The 21365-nt window shown below is 64.6% G+C and carries 19 protein-coding genes and 1 tRNA gene; 15 read left to right on the top strand and 5 right to left on the bottom strand.

Annotated features, from left to right (window positions below):
* Position 1 precedes the first annotated feature (1 nt).
* From ABUH87_RS05340 to ABUH87_RS05325, 4 genes are all read right to left on the bottom strand, one after another.
* Positions 2 to 1060: a 5-(carboxyamino)imidazole ribonucleotide synthase gene (locus ABUH87_RS05340; RefSeq protein ID WP_367770756.1), complete on the bottom strand. Its 1059-nt coding sequence runs from the start codon at positions 1058 to 1060 to the stop codon at positions 2 to 4.
* Positions 1061 to 1075: 15 nt separating this feature from the next.
* Positions 1076 to 1561: a 5-(carboxyamino)imidazole ribonucleotide mutase gene (purE, locus tag ABUH87_RS05335; protein ID WP_367770753.1), complete on the bottom strand. Its 486-nt coding sequence runs from the start codon at positions 1559 to 1561 to the stop codon at positions 1076 to 1078.
* Between the two features lies 1 nt (position 1562).
* Positions 1563 to 2249, bottom strand: coding sequence for a 2,3-diphosphoglycerate-dependent phosphoglycerate mutase (gene gpmA, locus ABUH87_RS05330; protein ID WP_367770750.1), 687 nt, complete (start codon positions 2247 to 2249; stop codon positions 1563 to 1565).
* 71 nt (positions 2250 to 2320) lie between these two features.
* Positions 2321 to 2494, bottom strand: coding sequence for a hypothetical protein (locus ABUH87_RS05325; RefSeq protein ID WP_367770747.1), 174 nt, complete (start codon positions 2492 to 2494; stop codon positions 2321 to 2323).
* 108 nt (positions 2495 to 2602) lie between these two features.
* Here ABUH87_RS05325 and ABUH87_RS05320 point away from each other — a divergent pair.
* The 14 genes from ABUH87_RS05320 (at position 2603) to cobA (ending at position 18991) form a co-directional block, all read left to right on the top strand.
* Positions 2603 to 2677: transfer RNA gene (locus ABUH87_RS05320), tRNA-Thr, on the top strand.
* Positions 2678 to 2868: 191 nt separating this feature from the next.
* Positions 2869 to 3489 (top strand): lytic transglycosylase domain-containing protein, encoded by a 621-nt coding sequence (locus ABUH87_RS05315; RefSeq protein ID WP_419956668.1) that lies wholly within the window; start codon positions 2869 to 2871, stop codon positions 3487 to 3489.
* 99 nt (positions 3490 to 3588) lie between these two features.
* Positions 3589 to 4179: an ANTAR domain-containing response regulator gene (locus tag ABUH87_RS05310; RefSeq protein WP_367770744.1), complete on the top strand. Its 591-nt coding sequence runs from the start codon at positions 3589 to 3591 to the stop codon at positions 4177 to 4179.
* A complete protein-coding gene (locus tag ABUH87_RS05305) occupies positions 4169 to 5377 on the top strand; it encodes an ABC transporter substrate-binding protein (protein ID WP_367770738.1) in 1209 nt (402 codons plus the stop codon). Before ABUH87_RS05310 ends, ABUH87_RS05305 begins: the two co-directional genes overlap by 11 nt.
* Positions 5378 to 5602: 225 nt before the next feature.
* Positions 5603 to 7024, top strand: coding sequence for a CmpA/NrtA family ABC transporter substrate-binding protein (locus tag ABUH87_RS05300; RefSeq protein WP_367770729.1), 1422 nt, complete (start codon positions 5603 to 5605; stop codon positions 7022 to 7024).
* 21 nt (positions 7025 to 7045) lie between these two features.
* Entirely contained in the window at positions 7046 to 8080 is a 1035-nt protein-coding gene (locus ABUH87_RS05295; RefSeq protein WP_367770724.1) for an ABC transporter permease, read from the top strand.
* Positions 8081 to 8092: 12 nt separating this feature from the next.
* A complete protein-coding gene (locus tag ABUH87_RS05290) occupies positions 8093 to 9775 on the top strand; it encodes an ABC transporter ATP-binding protein (RefSeq protein ID WP_367770721.1) in 1683 nt (560 codons plus the stop codon).
* A 162-nt stretch (positions 9776 to 9937) separates the two neighbouring features.
* Positions 9938 to 11179, top strand: a complete 1242-nt coding sequence (locus tag ABUH87_RS05285; RefSeq protein ID WP_367770718.1) for an alginate export family protein — start codon at positions 9938 to 9940, stop codon at positions 11177 to 11179.
* Between the two features lie 14 nt (positions 11180 to 11193).
* Complete coding sequence (locus ABUH87_RS05280; protein WP_367770715.1) at positions 11194 to 12030, top strand: formate/nitrite transporter family protein; 837 nt, start codon at positions 11194 to 11196, stop codon at positions 12028 to 12030.
* A gap of 60 nt (positions 12031 to 12090) precedes the next feature.
* A complete protein-coding gene (gene cynS, locus ABUH87_RS05275) occupies positions 12091 to 12534 on the top strand; it encodes a cyanase (protein ID WP_367770713.1) in 444 nt (147 codons plus the stop codon).
* A 226-nt stretch (positions 12535 to 12760) separates the two neighbouring features.
* Positions 12761 to 15262 (top strand): nitrite reductase large subunit NirB, encoded by a 2502-nt coding sequence (nirB, locus tag ABUH87_RS05270; protein ID WP_367772114.1) that lies wholly within the window; start codon positions 12761 to 12763, stop codon positions 15260 to 15262.
* On the top strand, positions 15262 to 15618 hold the full coding sequence (nirD, locus tag ABUH87_RS05265) for a nitrite reductase small subunit NirD (protein WP_367770710.1): 357 nt from the start codon (positions 15262 to 15264) through the stop codon (positions 15616 to 15618). Before nirB ends, nirD begins: the two co-directional genes overlap by 1 nt.
* On the top strand, positions 15615 to 18191 hold the full coding sequence (locus ABUH87_RS05260; RefSeq protein WP_367770706.1) for a nitrate reductase: 2577 nt from the start codon (positions 15615 to 15617) through the stop codon (positions 18189 to 18191). Before nirD ends, ABUH87_RS05260 begins: the two co-directional genes overlap by 4 nt.
* Positions 18188 to 18991: a uroporphyrinogen-III C-methyltransferase gene (gene cobA / locus ABUH87_RS05255; RefSeq protein WP_367770703.1), complete on the top strand. Its 804-nt coding sequence runs from the start codon at positions 18188 to 18190 to the stop codon at positions 18989 to 18991. Before ABUH87_RS05260 ends, cobA begins: the two co-directional genes overlap by 4 nt.
* On the opposite strand, the gene galU is transcribed toward cobA, so the two are convergent.
* The gene (galU, locus tag ABUH87_RS05250; protein WP_367770700.1) at positions 18980 to 19864 is read right to left on the bottom strand and encodes a UTP--glucose-1-phosphate uridylyltransferase GalU; all 885 of its coding nucleotides are present in this window, start codon (positions 19862 to 19864) and stop codon (positions 18980 to 18982) included. The two genes, cobA and galU, sit on opposite strands and share 12 nt — an antisense overlap.
* Before the next feature lie 196 nt (positions 19865 to 20060).
* Between galU and murA the strand changes: the two genes are divergently transcribed.
* Positions 20061 to 21344: a UDP-N-acetylglucosamine 1-carboxyvinyltransferase gene (gene murA / locus ABUH87_RS05245; RefSeq protein ID WP_367770697.1), complete on the top strand. Its 1284-nt coding sequence runs from the start codon at positions 20061 to 20063 to the stop codon at positions 21342 to 21344.
* The last annotated feature ends 21 nt before the right edge of the window (positions 21345 to 21365 follow it).

Here is a 21365-nt window from a genome sequence, read left to right as displayed (position 1 = left end):
CTCAAGCCAGCGTCAGGCGCGTGACGTGGCCCATCTTACGCCCAGGAGAGGCCGCGCCCTTTCCGTAAAGGTGGAGGTGGTTGGCCGGATCGGCCAGAATCTTCGCCCACTCATCCGCTTTCTCGCCGATGAGGTTGCGCATTTCGACAGTGGCGGCTGCCAAGCCGGGATCGCCAAGCGGGAGTCCGCAGATTGCGCGGACGTGATTTTCGAACTGCGAGGTGATCGCGCCTTCGATGGTCCAATGCCCCGAGTTGTGGACGCGGGGGGCCATCTCGTTGAACACGGGTCCCGCCTCGGTCGCGAAGAACTCCAGCGTAAGGACGCCGACATAGTCGAGCGCCTCTGCAACAGCAGCGGCGAGCTCGCGCGCGGTGCTCACCTGTGCCGCGATCGGATCTCCGGCCGGCACTGTCGAGCGAGCCAGGATCCCGCCTTCATGGACGTTGCGTGCCGAATCATAGAAGCGGACATCACCCCCCATTGCGCGACACAGGATTACCGAGAACTCCGCCTGGAAGTTGACGAAACCTTCGTAAATGAGCGGCTGGGGAGGAAGGTCGAGAGCATCGACATCGGCAGCAGACATGATCCGCCACTGGCCCTTCCCATCATATCCTTCGCGGCGGGTCTTGAGTATGCCGGGAGTGCCGATCGTGCCGATAGCATTCTCGAGATCCGCAGGCGTATCGACCGGAGCAAACGGAGCCGGCGTCCCGCCCAGGCCAACGATGAATTGCTTTTCGTTCAAGCGGTCCTGCGCGGTTTCCAGCGCCCGCGGGTGGGGGTGAAGCGCCACCTCACCCAGAGCAAGAAGAGGCGTAACCGGCACGTTCTCAAATTCGTAGGTGATGACAGCGCAGTCCGCCGCGAAGCGAGCCATGGCCTCCACATCGTCCCACGGTGCGCAGGTGTAGGCCGCGCTCACCTCTGCGGCGATCGCGTCCTGCTCTGGTGCGAAGATATGGCACCGATAACCGAGCTGTGCTGCAGCCATGGCGAGCATGCGGCCAAGCTGCCCGCCGCCCAGGATGCCGATAGTCTCGCCGGGAGGAATCATCTGTACGCCGTTTTCCTAGACTGGCCGTTCGGCTACGCTTGAAGTCTGTTCGGCGCGGAACGCCTTGAGCCGGTCTGCCAGCGCCTCGTCGTGGGTGGCCAGGATTGCGCCTGCCAGCAGCCCCGCGTTTGCCGCTCCTGCTTCGCCGATTGCCAGAGTGCCGACAGGAATGCCTGCGGGCATCTGTACGATCGAGAGCAGGCTGTCCTGACCTGAGAGGGCCTTTGACTGCACCGGCACGCCCAGCACCGGCAGATGGGTCATCGAGGCGATCATGCCCGGCAAGTGCGCTGCGCCGCCCGCTCCAGCAATGATGACCTTGATACCATCTTCGGCGGCGCTTTTGGCGAACACCACCAGCCTGTCCGGTGTGCGGTGAGCCGAGACAATGCGAGTTTCGTGCGGAATCTCGAGCCGATCGAGCATCTCGGCTGCGCGCTGCATCGTCGGCCAGTCCGACTGGCTGCCCATGACGATCGCAACGAGCGGCGCCGCCGTCATCTCAGCGCTCCGACAGGTAGTAGCGGTCAAGCACCGCAAGATCGCTATCGAGATCGTAGATGATCGGTTGCCCGGTCGGGATCTCAAGCCCGGTGATCTCTTCGTCCGAAATGCCGGAGAGATGCTTCACCAGTGCCCGCAGCGAATTGCCGTGTGCAGCCACAAGTACGGTCGCGCCAGCCTTGAGGTGCGGTACGATGGAGCCCTCATAATACGGCAGCACGCGCGCAATGGTGTCCTTCAGGCTTTCCGTGTTCGGGATGGCGATTCCGGCATACCGCACATCCGCAGCCAGATCGAAAGGCGATCCGGCTTCGAGCACTGGCGGTGGCGTATCGAAGCTGCGGCGCCAGATCTTGACCTGCTCATCCCCGTGCTTGGCCGCTGTTTCCGCCTTGTCGAGCCCCGTGAGCCCGCCGTAGTGCCGCTCGTTCAGGCGCCAGTCCTTGGTTTCCGGAATCCACAGGATACCGGCCGCTTCCAGCGCGAAGTGCAGCGTCCGGATGGCGCGGGTCTGCAAGGACGTGAACGCCACGGTGGGCAGCATGCCCTTTTCCTTCATCAGCGCGCCTGCGGCTTTCGCCTCCGCTTCGCCCTTTTCGGTCAGGTCGACATCCCACCAGCCGGTGAAGCGATTTTCGAGGTTCCACTGGCTCTGGCCGTGGCGGACTAGGATGAGGCGAGGCAAGGCGTCACACTCCTTGGCTGGAGCCCGCTGGATCGTATGTGCGGGGCTCGTTGGCTTGAGAGACGGTGGCCCTAGCTTTCCGGGGCCTCATTGGAAAGGGTGCCCGATTCGTTTTCGGAATTTTGCATCAAGTCGCCTTGTGCGGCGCCCATCGCACGCGCTTGTGCCTTTCTGCGGTGCAGGTTCTCGCGCAGCTTCGCGGCTAGGCGTTCCTCCCGGGAGCGCGGATCGGTGTGCTTGGCCATTCCTGGGCGATGCCGCGAGTCATGTTCAAGCGCAAGCCGTGCTTGACATTCTCACACTTCGAGACAATAGCGCCCGCCTGCCCGGCGGCCCTGTCGCTACCGGTACAGGCTGCTGTAGCTCAGTGGTAGAGCGCGTCATTGGTAATGACGAGGTCGGGAGTTCAATCCTCCCCAGCAGCACCATTCTCGATATTTCGTCCAGGCTCCGCTTCCTGAGTGGACTTCCTTATGGGCAAGGCAACCGCCTGCAAACCATGTGCGGCGCACAAGCAGGCGATCTCCGCTGCAGGGCCGGTATGCAATGGCGGCTTGGCCCCATGCCGGCAATGCACTATTGGCGCGGGCGGATCGAAGGCGGGATGGGATCCATTCTCTTGAGCAGGAAGCACGCATTCTTCTGGGTTCTCACTGCGATCGGCGTTCCGGGCGCTGCAAACGCGGACGTGCTCCAGATTGGTCCTGAGGGGGCTCGCTGGATTGCTGGTGGTGCAGCACAGACGGTGGTCCATGGGCCTGAGACCGATTCGGCAGGCGGAGTGCCTGCGCTTGTGCCCGATGGCTCTACGCTGCATCCGGCTTCCTTCACGCAAGTGGGTGATACGGCAGGTCCTGAGCGGTTCAGGGCGCGAGTCGCGGAGCTCGCGCAAAAGTACGACATCAGCCCCAATCTGCTTGAGGCTGTTGTATGGCAGGAGAGCCGGTGGAATCAGGCCGCTGTCTCGCCCGTGGGCGCACGCGGGCTCGCGCAGTTGATGCCGGGGACCGCGCGCGAACTGGGCGTGGACCCCCGCGATCCGATGGCCAATCTGGAGGGCGGCGCGCGGTATCTTCGCAAACAACTCGACACGTTCGGGGGAGACATCGAAAAGGCACTGGCGGCCTATAACGCCGGTCCCATGCGGGTTCAGCGCGCCGGAGGCATCCCGGCGATACGGGAAACGCAGCTTTATGTCGCCTCGATCATGGCGCGGCTCAGCGCTCCGGTGCGCAAGTAGGCGGATCGCCATCGCCGGCCCGCTCTCTTCACTGCCTGGCTAATTCAAGGCCGCGAGGGGGTTGCCCTACCTCGTGCTGCATCGCACAAGGCGCGGACCATGCGCATTGCGATCGTCGACGAAAGCGCCACACGCGCCTCGATCATCCGGGAAGGTCTGGCGACGCTTTCGGAATGCGACATCTTCGTCGTCACAGAGCGGCGCGGACTGGTCGCGCGGATCGAGGAGATCGCGCCAGACATAGTTCTGATGGACCTCGGCAATCCCTCGCGCGACGTGCTGGAGGAATACTTTGCCGTCAGCCGCGTCCTGGATCGCCCGATCGCGATGTTCGTCGATGAAAGCGATAACGAAACGGTGGCAGCAGCGGTGGAAGCGGGTGTGTCGTCCTACGTGGTCGACGGCCTGGCAGCGAATCGCATTCGCCCGATCCTTGATCTTGCAGTAACTCGTTTCAACGCCTTTGCGCGCCTGCAGAAGGATCTTGCCGAAGCCAAGGGCAAGCTGGCCGAACGCGAGGCGATCGACAAGGCCAAGCGCATCTTGATGAACAGCCGTGGCTTGCCCGAGCCCAAAGCCTATGCGGAAATGCGCAACGCGGCGATGAATCAAGGCAAGCGCATCGCCGATATAGCAGAAGCGATCCTTACCGCGCACCGTCTGATGGGAGACAGCCAAAGTGCCGAATGAGTTGACGATCGGCTTTCTTCCTCTCGTCGATGCCGGCCTTCCTATCCTCGCCCGAGAGCACGGATTTGCCGAGGAGGAGGGCGTTTCGCTGCGCCTGGTGAAGGACGTGAGCTGGGCGACCGTGCTGGATCGGCTGCTCTATGGCCATAGCGATGCCGCGCACCTGATCGCCCCTCTGGCCATTGCGACGACTCTCGGGCGCGGCAGGCCCGCGCAGGCCTTGTCGGTGCCTTTCATCCTCGGCCTTAACGGCAATGCTATTACGTTGCGTCCCGAATATGCGCAGCGTGTCCGGCTGCCCGGGACGATGGGCAATGCCCGCGAAGTAGGCGCCGCGTTGCGGGTTATCGCCGACGAGCGGCTCGCGGCCGGCGATCCGCTACGTTTCGGTGTGGTCCACCGCTATTCCAGCCACAATTACATGCTGCGCTACTGGCTGGCGGCCTGCGGCATCCGGCCCGACAAGGACGTCGAGATTACCACAGTCCCCCCGCCCTACTGCGCCGAGGCGCTTGCGGCAGGGGACGTCGACGGCATCTGCGTAGGCGAGCCGTGGAACAGCGTGGCGGTGGAGCGAGGCGCAGGCGAGATCGTGCTGGCGACGGCGCAGATCTGGCGCCGGGGCGTCGAGAAGGTCCTTACGCTCAAGCAATCCGTGCTTGAGGAGAAGATCGAGTCCGTGCGGTCACTGATCCGGGCCCTCTGCCGCGCCGCGGCCCACTTCGTCGACCCCGAGAACTGGGACGTCAACGCGGAGATTCTCGCTCGTGCGGAGTATCTCGACGGCAGCCCGGAACTGATTCGCCGCGCGATAGCGGATCGACTGCTGCTCGCCCGTGACGGTGCGGTGGTTCATTACCCTGATTTCATGTTTCAGTACCGCGAAGCCGCCAACTTCCCGTGGGTCAGCCAGGCCGAGTGGCTCTACACGCAGATGGTGCGCTGGGACGGAACGCCCTTCGATGCGGGCGAGGCAGCGAAAGCGGCGGCAGTGTTCCGCCCCGACGTTTATCGTTCGGCGCTCAAGGGGACGGGCGAGCCTCTGCCTGGCGCCAGTTCGAAGGTCGAAGGCAGCCTCGTACAGCGCACCGCCGTTGGCACCCAGCAAGGCGCTATGGTTATGGAACCCAATCGCTTTTTCGATGGCTTGGTATTCGATCCCTCGCACCTTGAGGCGTACCTGAAGCAGCTCCCCTGATGGCGCGTTTACGCTGCACTGCAAAATAGCCCTTTACGCAAGGGCTCCGAATCGCGTATTCAATGAAAGTCGCGGTTCGTCGGCTCCCAAGGACGGGATGCCCTTCGGTACGAGCCGCAGCAGCTTCAGAAACACGTGGCAACGTCGCCGCCCGGCTTGGTCCTTGTGACCTCAGGTCGTGGCGGCTTTTTTGCGTTTGTCACATGGCAGGGATCGAGAACGCGGATGAGTCAGGTTCAGGGGCATCGGTTCAGGCGGCGTGCAGTCGTGGCGGCTTTGCTCGTCAGTGTAGCGCTAACCGGTTGCGGCAAGGGCGATGCAGGCGATGCGGCGCAGGCCGCCGTGGCCGCGGGCGGCGTCGAGAAGCCGGTGCTCAAGCTGGGCTTCATCAAGCTGACCGACATGGCTCCGCTTGCCATTGCCAAGGAGAAGGGCTTCTTCGCCGAAGAGGGCCTCAACGTCACGCTGGAACCGCAGGCAAACTGGAAAGTGCTGCTCGACGGTGTGATCGGTGGCCAGCTGGACGCCGCGCACATGCTGGCGGGGCAGCCGATCGCCGCGACGCTGGGGCTTGGCACGCAGGCGAACCTGATCGCGCCGATCAGCCTCGACCTCAACGGCAACGCGATCACGTTGTCGAATCGTGTCTACGGCATGCTGGAGCCCAGCCTGCCAAAGGGAGCGGACGGTAAGCCGGCGCACCCCATCAGTGCCGCCGCGCTCAAGCCGGTGGTCACCAGCTTCCGGCAGCAAGGCAAGCCATTCAAGATGGGGATGGTCTTCCCGGTCTCCACGCACAACTACGAGCTGCGCTACTGGCTTGCGGCTGGCGGGTTGAACCCTGGCTACTACACGCCGGGCGATACGGGCGGCACCGTCGGTGCTGACGTCCAGCTCTCCGTCACTCCGCCGCCGCAGATGCCCGCCACGCTCGAGGCTGGCACGATCGAAGGCTACAGCGTCGGCGAGCCGTGGAACCAGGCGGCGGTGCAGAAGAAGATCGGGGTGCCCGTCATCACCGACGACCAGATCTGGCACGACAATCCTGAGAAGGTCCTCGGCCTGCGCGAAGACTTCGCTCAGAAGTACCCCGCCACGACCGCTGCCATGCTGCGCGCGATCATCAAGGCGCAGCAATGGCTTGATGCCGATGGCGGCAAGAACCGGGCCGAAGCTGTCAAGATCCTCAGCCAGTCCAGCTACGTGGGTGCTGACCCTGAAGTGATCGCCGCGTCGATGACCGGCAAGTTCACCTTTGCGCCGGGCGACACGCGTGACGCGAAGGGCTTCAACATTTTCTTCGACAAGAACGCAGGCTACCCGTTCTACTCTGATGCGATCTGGACGATGACGCAGATGCGCCGCTGGGGCCAGATTCCCGCCGATCACGAAGACAGCTGGTACCTTGAAAAGGCTAAGGCGGTTTACCGCCCCGACCTCTATCTCGCCGCCGCCCAGCCGCTCGCCGAGAAGGGTGTGATCCCTGCCGAGGCGATCCCGCAGACCGACGGATTTAAGCCGGTCGACAACGGCTTCATCGATAAAGTGCCTTACGATGGGCACAAACCCAACGCCTACATCCAGTCGCTCAAGATCGGCCTCAAGCAGGGCCAGAAGGTCACCGCTGCCGGCGTGACCGGCTCCTGAACGGACCAGAGGAGAACACTGATGGCAACCGCATACGCGAACATCGCCGAACCCGCGGACACTCAGGCCGCCACGACCCCCGCAAGCGCTCCCCAGACCGCGCGCGCGCCTGAGGCTGCGTCCTCCAGCGAACCATCGGCGGCGCTGCAGGCGTTCGTCGCCCGCTTTGGCCTCACTCTACTGGCACCGCTGCTGGGTATCGTCGCGTTCCTGGGCCTCTGGGCCGCACTGGCGCCGCAAGTCGATACTTCTCTCGGCGCATTGCCGGGCCCGGTCGAAGTGGCCGAGCAAGGTGCCGTGCTGTTCGAGGAATGGCAGGCCTCACGCGCCAACGCCGCGCAGTTCTACGCGGAACAGGACGCGCGGATCGCGGCGGGAACGCAGACGATGTCCTTCGACTACGCGGGGCCGCCGACGTTCCTCGATCAAGTCATCACATCGCTGGAGACCGTCGCGCTCGGCTTCGTGCTGGCCAGCGTGGTCGCGGTGCCGCTGGGCCTTGCCGCTGGCCTGTCGCCGATGTTCAGCGCCGCCATCAACCCGCTGGTGCAGATCATGAAGCCGGTCAGCCCGCTGGCCTGGCTGCCGATCGTGACGATGGTGGTGTCGGCGACCGTATCCAGCGCAGACCCGATGCTGGCCAAGAGCTTCGTGATCTCGGCCATCGTGGTCATGCTCTGCTCGCTGTGGCCGACGCTGATCAACACCGCGATCGGCACCGCCTCGATCGACAAGGATCTGCTGAACGTGGGACGCGTGCTGAAGCTGGGTACGTTTGCCAAGCTGACCAAGCTCGTCCTGCCCAGCGCGCTGCCTTACATCTTCACCGGCATGCGCCTGTCGTTGGGCGTGGGCTGGATGGTGCTGATCGCAGCGGAAATGCTCGCGCAGAACCCAGGTCTCGGCAAGTTCGTGTGGGATGAGTTCCAGAACGGCAGCTCAGAGAGCCTCGCGCGCATCATGTTCGCAGTGATCGTGATCGGCCTGATCGGTTTCATGCTCGATCGCCTGATGATGCTTCTGCAGAACTTCGCCAGCCGCAACCGCGTAGCCTGAGGACGAACGACAATGGCCACGATCCTCTCGCTCCAGGGCGTCAGCAAGAGCTACACAGGCAAGTCGGGTGCGGTCACTCGCGTGCTCGACGGCATCGATCTGGATGTCGAGGAAGGTGAGTTCATCGCCATTCTCGGCTTCTCCGGGGCGGGCAAGACGACGCTGATCTCGGCCATCGCCGGTCTGGTGAAGCCGGACGCGGGCACCATCCTGCTGCACGGCCAGCCCGTGGATGGACCGGGCAAGGAGCGGGGTCTCGTCTTCCAATCCTATTCGCTCTTCCCCTGGCTAACCGTGGAGAAGAACGTCGCGCTTGCTGTGGACGCCGTTCACAAGGACCGCACCGCTGCCGAACGCGCCGCGCTGGTAAAGCAGAAGGTCGAACTTGTCGGCCTCGGTCATGCGATGGATCGCAAGCCGGCGCAGCTTTCGGGCGGCATGCGCCAGCGCGTCTCGGTGGCGCGTGCCTTGGCGATGGAGCCGGAAATCCTCTTGCTGGACGAGCCGCTTTCCGCGCTCGATGCACTCACGCGGGCCAAGCTGCAGGACGAGATCGAGCGCATCCGCAAGGAGGAGAAGCGCACGATCATCCTCGTCACGAATGACGTGGACGAAGCCCTGCTTCTGGCCGACCGCGTCGCCATCCTGACGCCAGCGCCCGCCGCAAAGATCGGTCGCATCTTCGCTGTCGACGTGCCGCGTCCGCGTGATCGCGAGGCCGTGAACGACGATGCGGCTTTCCAGGCTCTGCGTCGCCAGATCGTCGGCTATCTCGGCATGCTGAACGAAGGCGGAAGTGCCGGCGAGAGCGCCGTGGCGCTTCCGAAGGTGGCGCCGATCGATCTCTTCGCCGGTACTTTGCCCAAGGCCTATCAGGATGCCGCGAAATCTGCGGTGGAGCGGCGCTACCTGGAGTTCTTCAAGCTCAACAAGGTCTATCCCACGCCCAAGGGACCGCTCACGGTCGTCGAAGACTTCAACCTGCTGATGGACAAGGGCGAGTTCGTTTCGCTCATCGGTCACTCCGGCTGTGGCAAGTCGACCGTGCTGACGATGGCTGCGGGGTTGAACGCGATCAGCTCGGGAGGCGTCGTCCTCGACAACCGCGAGATCAGCACCGCCGGTCCGGACAAGGCCGTGGTGTTCCAAGCACCCAGCTTGATGCCGTGGCTCACCGCGCGCCAGAACGTCGCGCTTGGGGTGGAGCGAGTCTATCCCCACGCCACCAAGGGTGAGCGGCGCGATATCGTCGACTATTACCTCGACCGCGTTGGCCTCTCCGATGCGAGGGACAAGCTGGCTGCGGAAATGTCGAACGGCATGCGCCAGCGAGTCGGCATTGCCCGCGCCTTCGCTCTCTCGCCCCGCCTTCTGCTGTTGGACGAGCCCTTCGGCATGCTCGACAGCCTGACTCGCTGGGACCTTCAGGACGTGCTGGTCGAGACCTGGAATCGCACCAAGGTGACGGCGATCATGGTCACGCACGACGTGGACGAGGCGATCCTGCTGGCCGACCGCGTGGTGATGATGACCAATGGTCCGAACGCCACCATCGGCAAGATCCTGAAGGTCGATTTGCCGCGTCCGCGCGACCGCAAGGCGCTGCTGGAGGACGCCAGGTTCTACCAATACCGCCAGGAAGTCCTGCACTTCCTCGCCGAACACGATCACGGGCCCGCCGCAAAGGCGGCCTGAACAGGGATAAGCGCCGGGCGGGCAACGATGTCCGTCCAAAAAGGCAGCCAAAATCGGGCGTCAGGGAGCGCCCGGGCAGCGGCAGGCAACGGAGCCTGCCTTCCGGTCCCATCCGGGGCCTGGCGGTGCGTTCACGCGCCCGCCGTGAGGGAGGCAGTGCGAATGAAATCCATTCTGACCATGACTGCAGCGGCCAGTGCGCTGGCGCTTGCCGCGCCCGCTTTCGCCCAGACCGCAGGTCCGGTGCAAGTATCCGATGCGTTCAGCATCGACCCCATCATCGCGGGAAAGCTGCGGTACGAGCACGTCGACCAGGCCGATCTGGGTCTTGAGGCCGATGCCGTGACGATGCGGCTGAGGGCAGGCGCTGAGTTCCGCTACCGCAACTTGTCGGTGCTGGCTGAGGGCGAGGGCACTCTGGCGATCGTCGACAATTACAACGCCTTTCCCTTTCCGGTGCCCGGCTCCAGTCAGCGACGACTGGGCTATTCGGTCGTGCCCGACCCGCAGAACGTGGAACTGAACCGTCTGCAAGTGGCCTACAAGGTGAACGGCAACGGCGTGACCGCAGGGCGCCAACGCATCAACCTGGACGACCAGCGCTGGGTCGGCTCCGTCGACTGGCGGCAGAACGAGCAGACGTTCGATGCCGTACGGAGCGAGGGCAAGCTAGGCCCCGTGACCCTCGACGCGACGTATGCATGGAGCCAGCGCACGCTGTTCGGCACCGATGCCGGTCCGCGTCAGGCTTACGACGGCAACCTGATCTTCCTGAATGGGGGCGTGAAAGCAGGGCCTGTGCAGGTGAAAACCTTCGCCTACCTGCTGGATTTCAACGATCCGCTGCAACTGGCGAATTCCACAAAAACCTTCGGCCTGCGTGCCAGCACGGTGCTGCCGATGACGCCCAAGGTGAAGGTGGACCTCACAGGATCGTACGCTCGCCAGTCCGACTGGAAGGCCAATCCGCGTGACTACGCGGTGGACTATGTTCTGGCGGATGGCGGCGTGACATTCGCCGGTCTGCGCCTTGGCGGAGGCTGGGAGAAGCTTGGCTCCGACAACGGGGCCGCGCTGCAGACTCCCCTTGCCACCCTGCACAAGTTCAACGGCACCGCCGACCTGTTCCTGACGACGCCGGCACAAGGGCTGCAGGATGCCTATGGAGCGGTGGGTTACGCGTTCACTCAGGTGAAGGCACTGCCCGGCCTTAGTGCAGCGGTCGTCTACCACCAGTTCGACAGTGACGTGGGCGACATCGAGTACGGCACCGAGTGGAATGCGCACATTGCGTTCAAGCTCGGCCAGGTCGGCATTCTTGCCAAGTACGCCAACTACCGCGCGGCCAATCCCCGCACCACCGACACCGAGAAGTTCTGGCTCCAAGCCGAATTTGCCCTCTGACGGAGTAAGATCGCATGTCCTACCTCGCACCCGCCGAGTTCGTCACCAAGCTGATCGACGCTGGCGAATCCAAGATCATGATGTCCACGAAAGACACGCTGGTGCGTGCCTACATGGCGGGCGCGACGCTCGCGCTTGCCGCCGCTTTCGCGGTCACCATCAACGTGCAGACCGGGCAGCCGCTGGCAGGAGCGATCCTATTCCCAGTGGGCTTCTGCATGCTTTACCTGCTGGGTTACGACTTGCTCACCGGGGTATTCGTCCTCGCGCCCTTGGCAATGTGGGACAAGCGGCCCGGCTGCACCTGGCGCGGAGTGTTCCGCAACTGGGGTCTGGTGTTCACCGGCAACTTCGCGGGCGCGCTGACCACGGCCTTCCTCATGGCCATCTACTTCACCAACGGCTTTTCCACCCCGCCCAGCGAAGTGGGCGCCAAACTTGCCGGCACCGGTGTCGCCCGCACCTTGGGCTATGCCGAATTCGGCGCCGCCGGCTGGCTGACGATCTTCGTGCGCGGCATGCTGTGCAACTGGATGGTTTCGACCGGTGTCGTCGGGGCGCAGATCTCCACTTCGGTAAGCGGCAAGGTCATCGCCATGTGGATGCCGATCATGTTGTTCTTCTACATGGTTTTCGAGCACTCCGTGGTGAACATGTTCCTGTTCCCCACCGCGCTGATGCTGGGCGGCGACTTCACCGTCGGCGACTACTTCTGGTGGAACGAGGTTCCGACCGTCCTCGGCAATCTGGTGGGCGGCGTCACCTTCACCGGGCTGATGCTCTACAGCACTCACGCCCGCACTTCGCCCAAGCGCGCAAGCGGCAAGCCCGACATCAAAATCGCCGCCTGACCCACCTTCTTGCCGGAGGCGCGAGTGCCTCCGGCTCCCCTTCCAAAGGATGATCGCACGATGATGACCAAGGCCGACGTGACCGAGATGATCATGGAGAAGAAGCGTGCCGGCGGCACCACCTGGGCCGAGATCGCCGACATGGCGGGGCTTGGCGAAGTCTTCGTCACCTCCGCGTGCCTTGGCATGAACAGCCTGCCGCGCGACGTGGCCGACAGAATCGCGAACGGATTGGGCTTGCCGCAGGAGGCGGCGGTCGTTCTCGCCGAATACCCCAAGAAGATGTTCGAGCAGGCCGTGCCGACCGACCCGTGCATCTATCGTCTGTACGAGATCGTCGGCGTCTATGGTGATACGCTGAAGGAGCTGATCCAGGAGAAGGGCGGCGACGGCATCATGAGCGCCATCGACTTCGACATGAGCGTCGAGAAAATTCCGAACGAGAAGGGCGACCGCATCCAGGTGACGATGTCCGGCAAGTTCCTGCCCTATCGAAGCTGGTAATGTGGCAGAATCTTTTGCTGCACTGCAAAATCGCTTGCCGCTGAGCCCGCGAATCGGTTACAAGAGCAACAAGCGATTGAGCGCCGTCCGACGTGGGACGATCAGCGCCTCGCCTACCAACTGACAGACGCGTGGCAATGAAGCCGCCCGTGTTCCCTACAGGGAACGCTGGCGGCTTTTTTCGTTGTGCGCGTCTCGGGAATGGAGACGTGATGTGAATGCACCGATGAACTTCGAGAAGGGAAAGCTTCCGGGCCAAGCCCGTGAACGGCTCGTGGTGATCGGCAACGGCATGGCCGGGTGCCGCGCCGTCGAGGAGATCCTTGCGCGCGACCCGGACCGCTTCGACGTGACGATCTTCGGCGCCGAGCCGCGGGTGAACTACAACCGCATCATGCTCTCCCCCGTGCTCGCGGGCGAGAAGAGCTTCGACGAGATCGTCATCAACACGGCGGAGTGGTATACCGAGAACGCGATCACCCTGATCTCCGGCGACCGGGTCGACCACATCGACCGCGAGCACAAGTGTGTCGTTGCAGCCTCCGGCCGCGTCGAGCCTTATGACACCCTGCTGATCGCTACGGGTTCCGACCCGTTCATCATCCCCATTCCCGGCCACGATCTCGACGGCGTCGTCACCTTCCGCGACCTCGATGACGTCGACAAGATGCTGGCAGCCGCCGAAAAGGGTGGCGACGCGGTCGTCATCGGCGGCGGCCTGCTCGGTCTTGAGGCGGCGCACGGCCTCGCGCTGCGCGGCATGAAGGTCACTGTCGTGCACCTCATGCCCACGCTGATGGAGCGCCAGCTCGACGAAGCCGCCGGGTACTTGCTCAAGACAGAGCTTGAGCGCCGGGGTCAGACGATCCTCACCGGCGCCAACACCAAGGCGATACACGGTGTCGACGGCCAAGTCGTCGGTATCGAGCTGGAGGACGGCACGCGCGTCAAGGCGGACATCGTCGTCATGGCCGCCGGCATTCGCCCCTCGACGGGTCTTGCTCGTGCCGCCGGGCTGGAGTGCGAGCGCGGCGTCATGGTGGATGACCACATGGTCACCTCCGATCCCAACGTGCTGGCCGTCGGCGAATGCGTGCAGCACCGCGGGCTTTGCTATGGCCTTGTCGCGCCGCTCTGGGAAATGTGCCGCGCGCTGGCTGACCATGTCACCGGCGCTCCCACGGGGTACCTGGGTTCGGTCACGTCGACCAAGCTCAAGGTGTCCGGCATCGACTTGTTCTCCGCAGGAGACTTCTCCGGCGGCGAAGGCTGCGAAGACATCGTCATGCGCGATGCCGCGCGCGGCGTGTACAAGCGCGTCGTCCTCAAGGAAGACAAGCTGATCGGCGCCGTTCTCTATGGCGATACCGCCGATGGGAATTGGTACTTCGACCTCCTCAAGAAGGGCGAAAGCGTATCAGACATTCGCGAAGGTCTGATCTTCGGCCAGGCGTTCGCTTCGGGGGGCGTTCTCGCGGACCCTAATGCCGCCGTTGCCGCCCTCTCGGACGAGGCCGAGATCTGCGGGTGCAACGGCGTTTCCAAAGGCACGGTGGTCAAGACCATCCTCGACGGTGCCTGCTCGCTCGACGCGGTGCGTTCGACCTGCAAGGCCTCCGGCTCCTGCGGCTCCTGCACCGGCATTGTGGAATCGCTGCTCGCCCTCACCATGGGTGAGGACTACGGCGGCGCGCGCGAGGTGAAGACGCTCTGCAAGTGCACCAGCTTCGGCCATGACGATGTGCGCCGCCTGATCCTGGAAAAGGAGCTGAAGGCGATCCCGCAAGTCATGCAGGAGCTGCACTGGTCCACGCCTGACGGCTGCGCCTCGTGCCGCCCCGCGCTCAACTACTACCTGCTCTGCGCCTGGCCGGGCGAGTACGTGGACGACCAGAAAAGCCGCTTCGTCAACGAGCGCATGCACGCCAACATCCAGAAGGACGGCACGTATTCCGTCGTTCCGCGCATGTGGGGCGGCCTTACCAGCCCCCGCGAGCTTCGCGCTATCGCTGACGTCGTCGAGAAGTACGAGGCCCCCATGGTGAAGGTCACCGGCGGCCAGCGCCTCGACATCTTCGGCATCAAGAAGGAAGACTTGCCCGCCGTCTGGGCCGATCTCAATGCTGCCGGGATGGTCTCGGGCCACGCATACGGCAAGTCGCTGCGGACGGTGAAGACGTGCGTCGGTTCGGAATGGTGTCGCTTCGGCACTCAGGATTCGACGGGGCTCGGCGTCAAGCTGGAGCAGATGACCTGGGGTTCGTGGATGCCGCACAAGTTCAAGATCGCGGTAAGCGGCTGCCCCCGCAATTGCGCCGAGGCGACGATCAAGGACTTCGGCGTGGTCTGCGTTGACTCCGGATACGAACTACACGTCGGCGGCAACGGCGGCATCAAGGTTCGCGCCACCGACTTCCTCTGCAAAGTCGGTACTGAAGAGGAGGCGATGGAGATGTGCGCTGCCTTCACCCAGCTCTACCGCGAGGAAGCGCACTATCTGGAGCGCACCGCTCCGTGGATCGAGCGCGTCGGCCTTGAGTACATCAAGGAAAAGCTGCTCACGGCCCCCGACGCTGTGCGCCAGTACGCTGCCCGCTTCGGTTACTCGCAGCAGTTCTCGCAGGACGACCCTTGGGCCAAGCGCGCCCAAGGCGACCGCCGTGACCTTCACGCCCACATTGCGACTGTCCGCCCGATGGTCGTTACACCTCAGATGGAGAACGCCTGATGATTGGCGACTGGCTCGACATTGGTCCCAAGACGCAGATCGAACCCGGCACTGCCCGCACTCTGCCCGTCGAAGGCGGTGAGGAAATCGCGGTGTTCCACACCATGCGCGGCGAGTTCTTCGCGCTGGTGAATTCCTGCCCGCACAAGCAGGGCCCGCTCAGCCAAGGCATCGTCCACGGCGACGTGGTGACCTGTCCGCTGCACAACTGGAATATCTCGCTGCGCAGCGGCAATGCGCTGGGCTCGGACGAGGGTTGCGTGCCGACGGTGCCGCTCAAGGTCGATGCCGGGCGGATTTACCTCAAGCGCTCGGCGGTCCTATCGCCCCGCGTGCCGGTGGTGCAGGCAGCGTGACGCGGCCCATCCGCACCACTTGCGCCTATTGCGGCGTCGGTTGCGGGATCAGCGCGACCGTCACGGGCGAGCGCTCGGTGCGGATCGCGGGAGACAGCGAACACCCCGCGAACGCAGGGCGCTTGTGCTCGAAGGGCACGCACCTCGGCGAAACGGTCGGGCTCGAAGGCCGCTTGCTTCACCCGATGATCGGGAGGGAGCAGGCGGAGTGGGACGATGCGCTGGATCTGGTCGCGGCGAAGATGCGCGCATGCATCGATCTGCACGGACCGGATTCAGTGGCCTTCTACGTGTCCGGCCAGCTCCTCACCGAGGATTACTACGCGGCCAACAAGCTGATGAAAGGCTTTATCGGCTCCGGCAATATCGACACCAATTCCCGGCTTTGCATGGCAAGCGCGGTTGCGGCCCACAATCGCGCCTTTGGCGAGGATGTGGTGCCGTGCTCGTACTCCGACCTCGACGAGGCGGACCTGATCCTGCTGGTGGGCTCGAACACGGCCTGGTGCCATCCGGTGGTGTGGCAGCGGATCGAGGCTGCTCGCGAGAAGCGCGGCACCAAGCTCGTCGTCATCGACCCGCGCCGCACCGAGACCGCCGAACAAGCAGACCTCCACGTCCCGGTGGCGCCCGATGGTGACGTGGCTCTGTTCAACGCGCTGCTCGCGGCGATGCGCGAGCGGGGCCTCGTGGATGAAGCCTACTTGGCCGAGCATGTGAACATCGACGATGGCTTCTGGACCAGCCTGCCCTGCGATGCTGGCGTGCCGGACGCGACCTTTTCGCAGCTTACCGAACTCGTCGCGGCCCATCCGCGCATGGTGACGCTGTTCAGTCAGGGCGCGAACCAATCGGTCTGCGGGACTGACAAGGGCAACGCGATCATCAATTTCCACCTCGCCACAGGCCGCATCAGCACGCCGGCCACGGGACCGTTCTCGATCACCGGCCAGCCCAACGCCATGGGCGGGCGCGAAGTCGGTGGGCTCGCCAACACGCTCGCCTGTCACCTCGGCTTCTCGGACGAAGAGCGCGCCGCCGCCGCAGATTTCTGGCAGGCGCCGAACATCTGCACCGGCCCTGGCCTCAAGGCAGTCGAGATGTTCCGTGCTGTCCATCGGGGCGAGATCAAGTTCCTCTGGGTCATGGCGACCAATCCGGCTGTCTCGATGCCCGACAGCGCTTTCGTGCGAGAGGCGCTGGCGCGTTGCCCGACCGTGGTCGTGTCCGACGTCATCGCTGATACCGACACCGGGCGCTTTGCCCATGTCCGCCTACCCGCGCTGGCCTGGGGTGAGAAGGACGGCACTGTCACCAACTCCGAACGCCGCGTCAGCCGTCAGCGCACCTTGTTCGCGGCCCCTGGTGAGGCGCGGGCCGACTGGCGGATCGTCGCCGATGTGGCAGGGCGGATGGGTTGGGGCGCGTCCTTCGCCTGGAACACACCTGCCGCGGTGTTCCGCGAGTTCGCCGCGATGACCAGCCTTGCCGCCCAGCAAGGCAAGGCACTCGACCTCACAGCCCAAGCCGATCTCTCCGACGCTGCGTACGATGCCATGGCGCCGTTTCAATGGGGCGGTGCTTACCCGCTCGCGCGAAGATTCCCGACGGCTCACGGGCGGGCTCGACTGGTCGCGGTTGCGCCACCTGCGCGGAACGCCGACGCTGCCTACCCGCTGCGCCTCAACACCGCGCGCTACCGCGACCAGTGGCACACGATGACGCGAACCGGTCTGTCCCCCACGCTCTCGCAGCATCGGCCGGAGCCTTTGCTGGAGATACACCCAGACGACGCGCTGGCATATAGGCTGAGTGAGGGCGCGTTCGCACGCGTCGAGACCGCCAGCGGAGCAAGCGTGTTCCGCGTCCAGGTCACGTCTGCCCAGCGGCCCGGGGAAATCTGCGTGCCCATGCACTGGACGGACGCGATGGCCGACGGCGGGCGTGCCAATCGGCTGCCGGGGCAGGGTGCAGACCCGGTTTCCGGCCAGCCCGGCTTCAAGAATGCCGCCGCCCGCGTGGCGCCGGTTGAACCCGAGTGGCGCGCATTCCTTGCCAGCCGGGAGGCAGTGGCGCCCGAGGGGCTACTCTACTGGTGCCGCGCTCGTGTGGCTGGCGGTTGGCTGACGGAACTGGCCGGCGACGGGCCGGTGGACCTCGATGCCCTGCTGCCAGCGGGCGAGGGGCTGGAAGTGGTCGATCTCGCTCGCGGCATGCGCAGGATCGCGGTGCGCTCGCCTGAGGGCATGCTGCTCGCGGCTGTCTATCTCACGCGCTCGGGCGAACTGCCACGGCGAGAATGGGTGGCGGCGCAACTGGGCCAAACCGCGCAGCCGATCGAGTTGCTCGCAGGGCGTCCTTCCACCCCGCTGCCGGATCGCGGTGCGATCGTGTGCGTTTGTCATGGAGTGGGCGAGACGGACGTTGCGCTCGCCTGCCAGGCTGGCGCGGCAACGGTTGCGGCCGTAGGGGCGGCGACCAAGGCTGGGACCAACTGCGGCAGTTGCCGCCCTGCCATCGCCCGCCTGCTGGAAGCCTTGAACGAAGAAGCCGAAATGGAGGCAGCCGAATGATGCGCGACGATTTTCCCGCCGGTTCGGTCTGGCTCGTGGGTGCTGGTCCCGGCGACGCTGAACTTCTCACGCGAAAGGCCGAGCGCCTGATCGGCGAGGCCAGCGTGGTGTTTTACGATGCGCTTGTGGGCGCTGAGATCCTGGACATGGCGCGCCGGTCCGCACGTCTCATTCATGTCGGCAAGCGCTCGGGCCGGCATTCGAAGGATCAGAAGACGATCGACAAGCTGATCGTGGAGGCGGCGCTTGCGGGCGAAAAGGTCGTGCGCCTGAAAGGCGGCGATCCCTCGATCTTCGGTCGCGCAACCGAGGAACTGGAAGCCTGCCGTGAAGCCGGGCTGATCGTGCAGGTCTGTCCTGGCGTCACCGCGGCGAGCGCGGCAGCGGCGAGCCTCGCGATCTCGCTGACCTTGCGCGGTCTGGCGCGCAAGTTGACCTTCGTCACTGCTCATGCGCGGGCAGGGGAGGCGCTGGACCTCGACTGGACGCGTCTCGCAGACCCCGAGGCCACGCTGGCCGTCTACATGGGCAAGGCAGCCGCTGGCGAAGTCTCTGCCCGGCTAATGGGCGAGGGCCTTGCCGGGGACACCCCCGTCGCGCTCGTCGAATCCGCCAGCCTGCCGGAGGAGCGCGTGTTCCTGACGCGTCTGGACTTGCTCTCGCTCAGCGCGAAGACGGCGCTGGGCGATGGTCCGGCGCTGCTGCTGATCGGCGAGGCGCTACGAAGTGCTGCGCCGCCATCGCGTACCGTTGCGGCTCTGGAGCAGAGCCGCAACGGTCTGGCGGGATCAGCTCTTTAGAAGCTTTTCCGCGATATTGCGCACGTCGGAACCCATGTCCTTGCGGTCGAGAGCGATCGCTAGCGTCGCCTCGACGAAGCCGAGCTTGGAGCCGCAGTCGAAACGGCGGCCTTTGAAGGTGACGGCGTGGAAGGGCTGCGTGTCGATCAGCTTGGCCATCGAGTCAGTGAGCTGGATTTCGCCGCCTGCGCCTTTGCCCTGCGTCGCCAGCAGATCCATGACCTCGGGCTGAAGAATGTAGCGGCCGGACACGATGAGGTTGGAAGGCGCTTCCTCCACTTTCGGCTTCTCGACCAGACCTCTGACCTCGGTCAGTGCACCTTTGCTGGCACCGGGTGCGATCACGCCGTAGCTGGAGACTTCCTCCTTGGGCACTTCCAGCACGGAGATCAGGTTGCCACCCACTTCGTTGTAGGCTTCGACCATCTGCGCCATGCAGCCGGGCGAGCCGTACATCAGCTCATCGGGCAGGAAGATCGCGAAGGGATCGTTCCCCACCACTGCGCGGGCGCACCAGACCGCGTGCCCCAGACCCATCGGAACCTGCTGGCGAACGGTGGTGAGATTGCCGGGCTGCATGCGCGTCGGCTCCAGCGGATCAAGCGACTTGCCGCGTTCGCGCATTGTCGCCTCAAGCTCATACGCAACGTCGAAGTGCTCGACGATGGCAGTCTTGCCGCGACCGGTGACGAAGACGAACTCCTCGATGCCGGCCTCACGCGCTTCATCGACGGCATACTGGATCAGCGGGCGATCGACGATCGGCAGCAATTCCTTCGGGATCGCCTTTGTAGCGGGCAGAAAGCGAGTGCCGAGGCCGGCAACGGGGAACACGGCCTTGCGGACGGGTTTACGGTAATCGTTCTGAGACATCGGGCTTGAATTCCCCCCCTAGGTGTGAGTCCTGTTAGAGCGGCTTCGCACATGCAGCGCAATCGTTGCCACTGTTGCATTGCGATCGCGTGAACGTGGCGCGGGACTGTCCGTTCCGAATCCTGGCGGCTTGGTGGGAGCTCAATTGCGGCTGCCCCTTGCTTGCTGCTCATGGGAAACCCGCTAAAGGGCTGCGATGGACAAGATTATCATCCGGGGCGGCACGCGCCTCTCGGGCACGATTCCCGTTTCCGGCGCCAAGAACGCGGCGCTGACTCTGCTTCCTTGCGCGCTGCTCACGGACGAGCCGTTGACGCTGCGCAACCTGCCGCGCCTGGCCGACATCGATGGCTTCCAGCATCTGATGAATCAGTTTGGCGTCTCCACCACCATCGCCGGCTCGCGGCCGGAAGACTTCGGCCGGGTAATGACGCTCGCGGCGACTCGCATCACCAGCAACGTCGCGCCGTACGATCTGGTGCGCAAGATGCGGGCCTCGATCCTGGTCTTGGGGCCGATGCTGGCCCGGATGGGAGAGGCTACGGTTTCGCTGCCGGGTGGCTGTGCGATCGGCAATCGCCCTATCGATCTCCACCTCAAGGCGCTTGAAGCGCTGGGGGCGACAATTGAGATGGCGGCCGGCTACGTGCGTGCGATCGCGCCGGACGGTGGGCTTCCGGGCGGACGCTACTCGTTCCCGGTGGTCTCGGTGGGGGCGACCGAAAATGCGCTGATGACGGCGGCGACGGCCAAGGGCAAGTCGACCCTCCACAACGCGGCGCGTGAGCCCGAGATCGTGGACCTGTGCAACCTGCTCGTCGCGATGGGCGCACAGATCGAGGGGATCGGAACCAGCGATCTCATCATCCACGGCGTGCCACGCCTGCATGGCGCGACCTATCGTGTCATGCCCGATCGGATCGAAGCGGGCAGCTATGCTTGTGCCGCGGCCATCACGGGCGGCGAGGTGACGCTGACCGGTGCCAGGATCGAAGAGATGGAAGCCACCGTGCAGGCCCTGCGTGACGCGGGCGTGCATGTGGAGCCTCGCGGCGGCGGGCTGCATGTGGCCGCTGATGGCAAGTTGCGGCCGGTGACCTTGTCCACGGCGCCCTATCCGGGCTTTGCGACGGACATGCAGGCGCAGCTTATGGCTTTGCTGTGCCGCGCCGAGGGGTCGAGTGTGCTGACGGAGACCATCTTCGAGAACCGCTACATGCACGTGCCAGAGCTCAACCGCATGGGCGCGCGGATCGAGACGTCCGGGCGCACTGCCATCGTCCACGGTGTCCCGCGTCTGCATGGCGCAGAAGTCATGGCGACGGACCTGCGTGCCTCGATGAGCCTCGTTATTGCCGGCTTGGCTGCCGAGGGTGAGACGCAGGTGCATCGCCTTTACCACCTGGATCGGGGCTACGAGCGCCTCGAAGAGAAGCTCTCGCTGCTCGGCGCGCAGGTGGAGCGTGTTGGCGGCGACTGACGCCTGAGCGGAACCTCACTC

Origin of the sequence: Novosphingobium rhizovicinum, from assembly GCF_040813635.1 — a bacterium.
In the GTDB taxonomy this organism is placed as follows: domain Bacteria; phylum Pseudomonadota; class Alphaproteobacteria; order Sphingomonadales; family Sphingomonadaceae; genus Novosphingobium; species Novosphingobium rhizovicinum.
The sequence above is the reverse complement of the archived record's forward strand: the minus strand, read 5'-3'. Positions and strand labels throughout refer to the sequence as shown.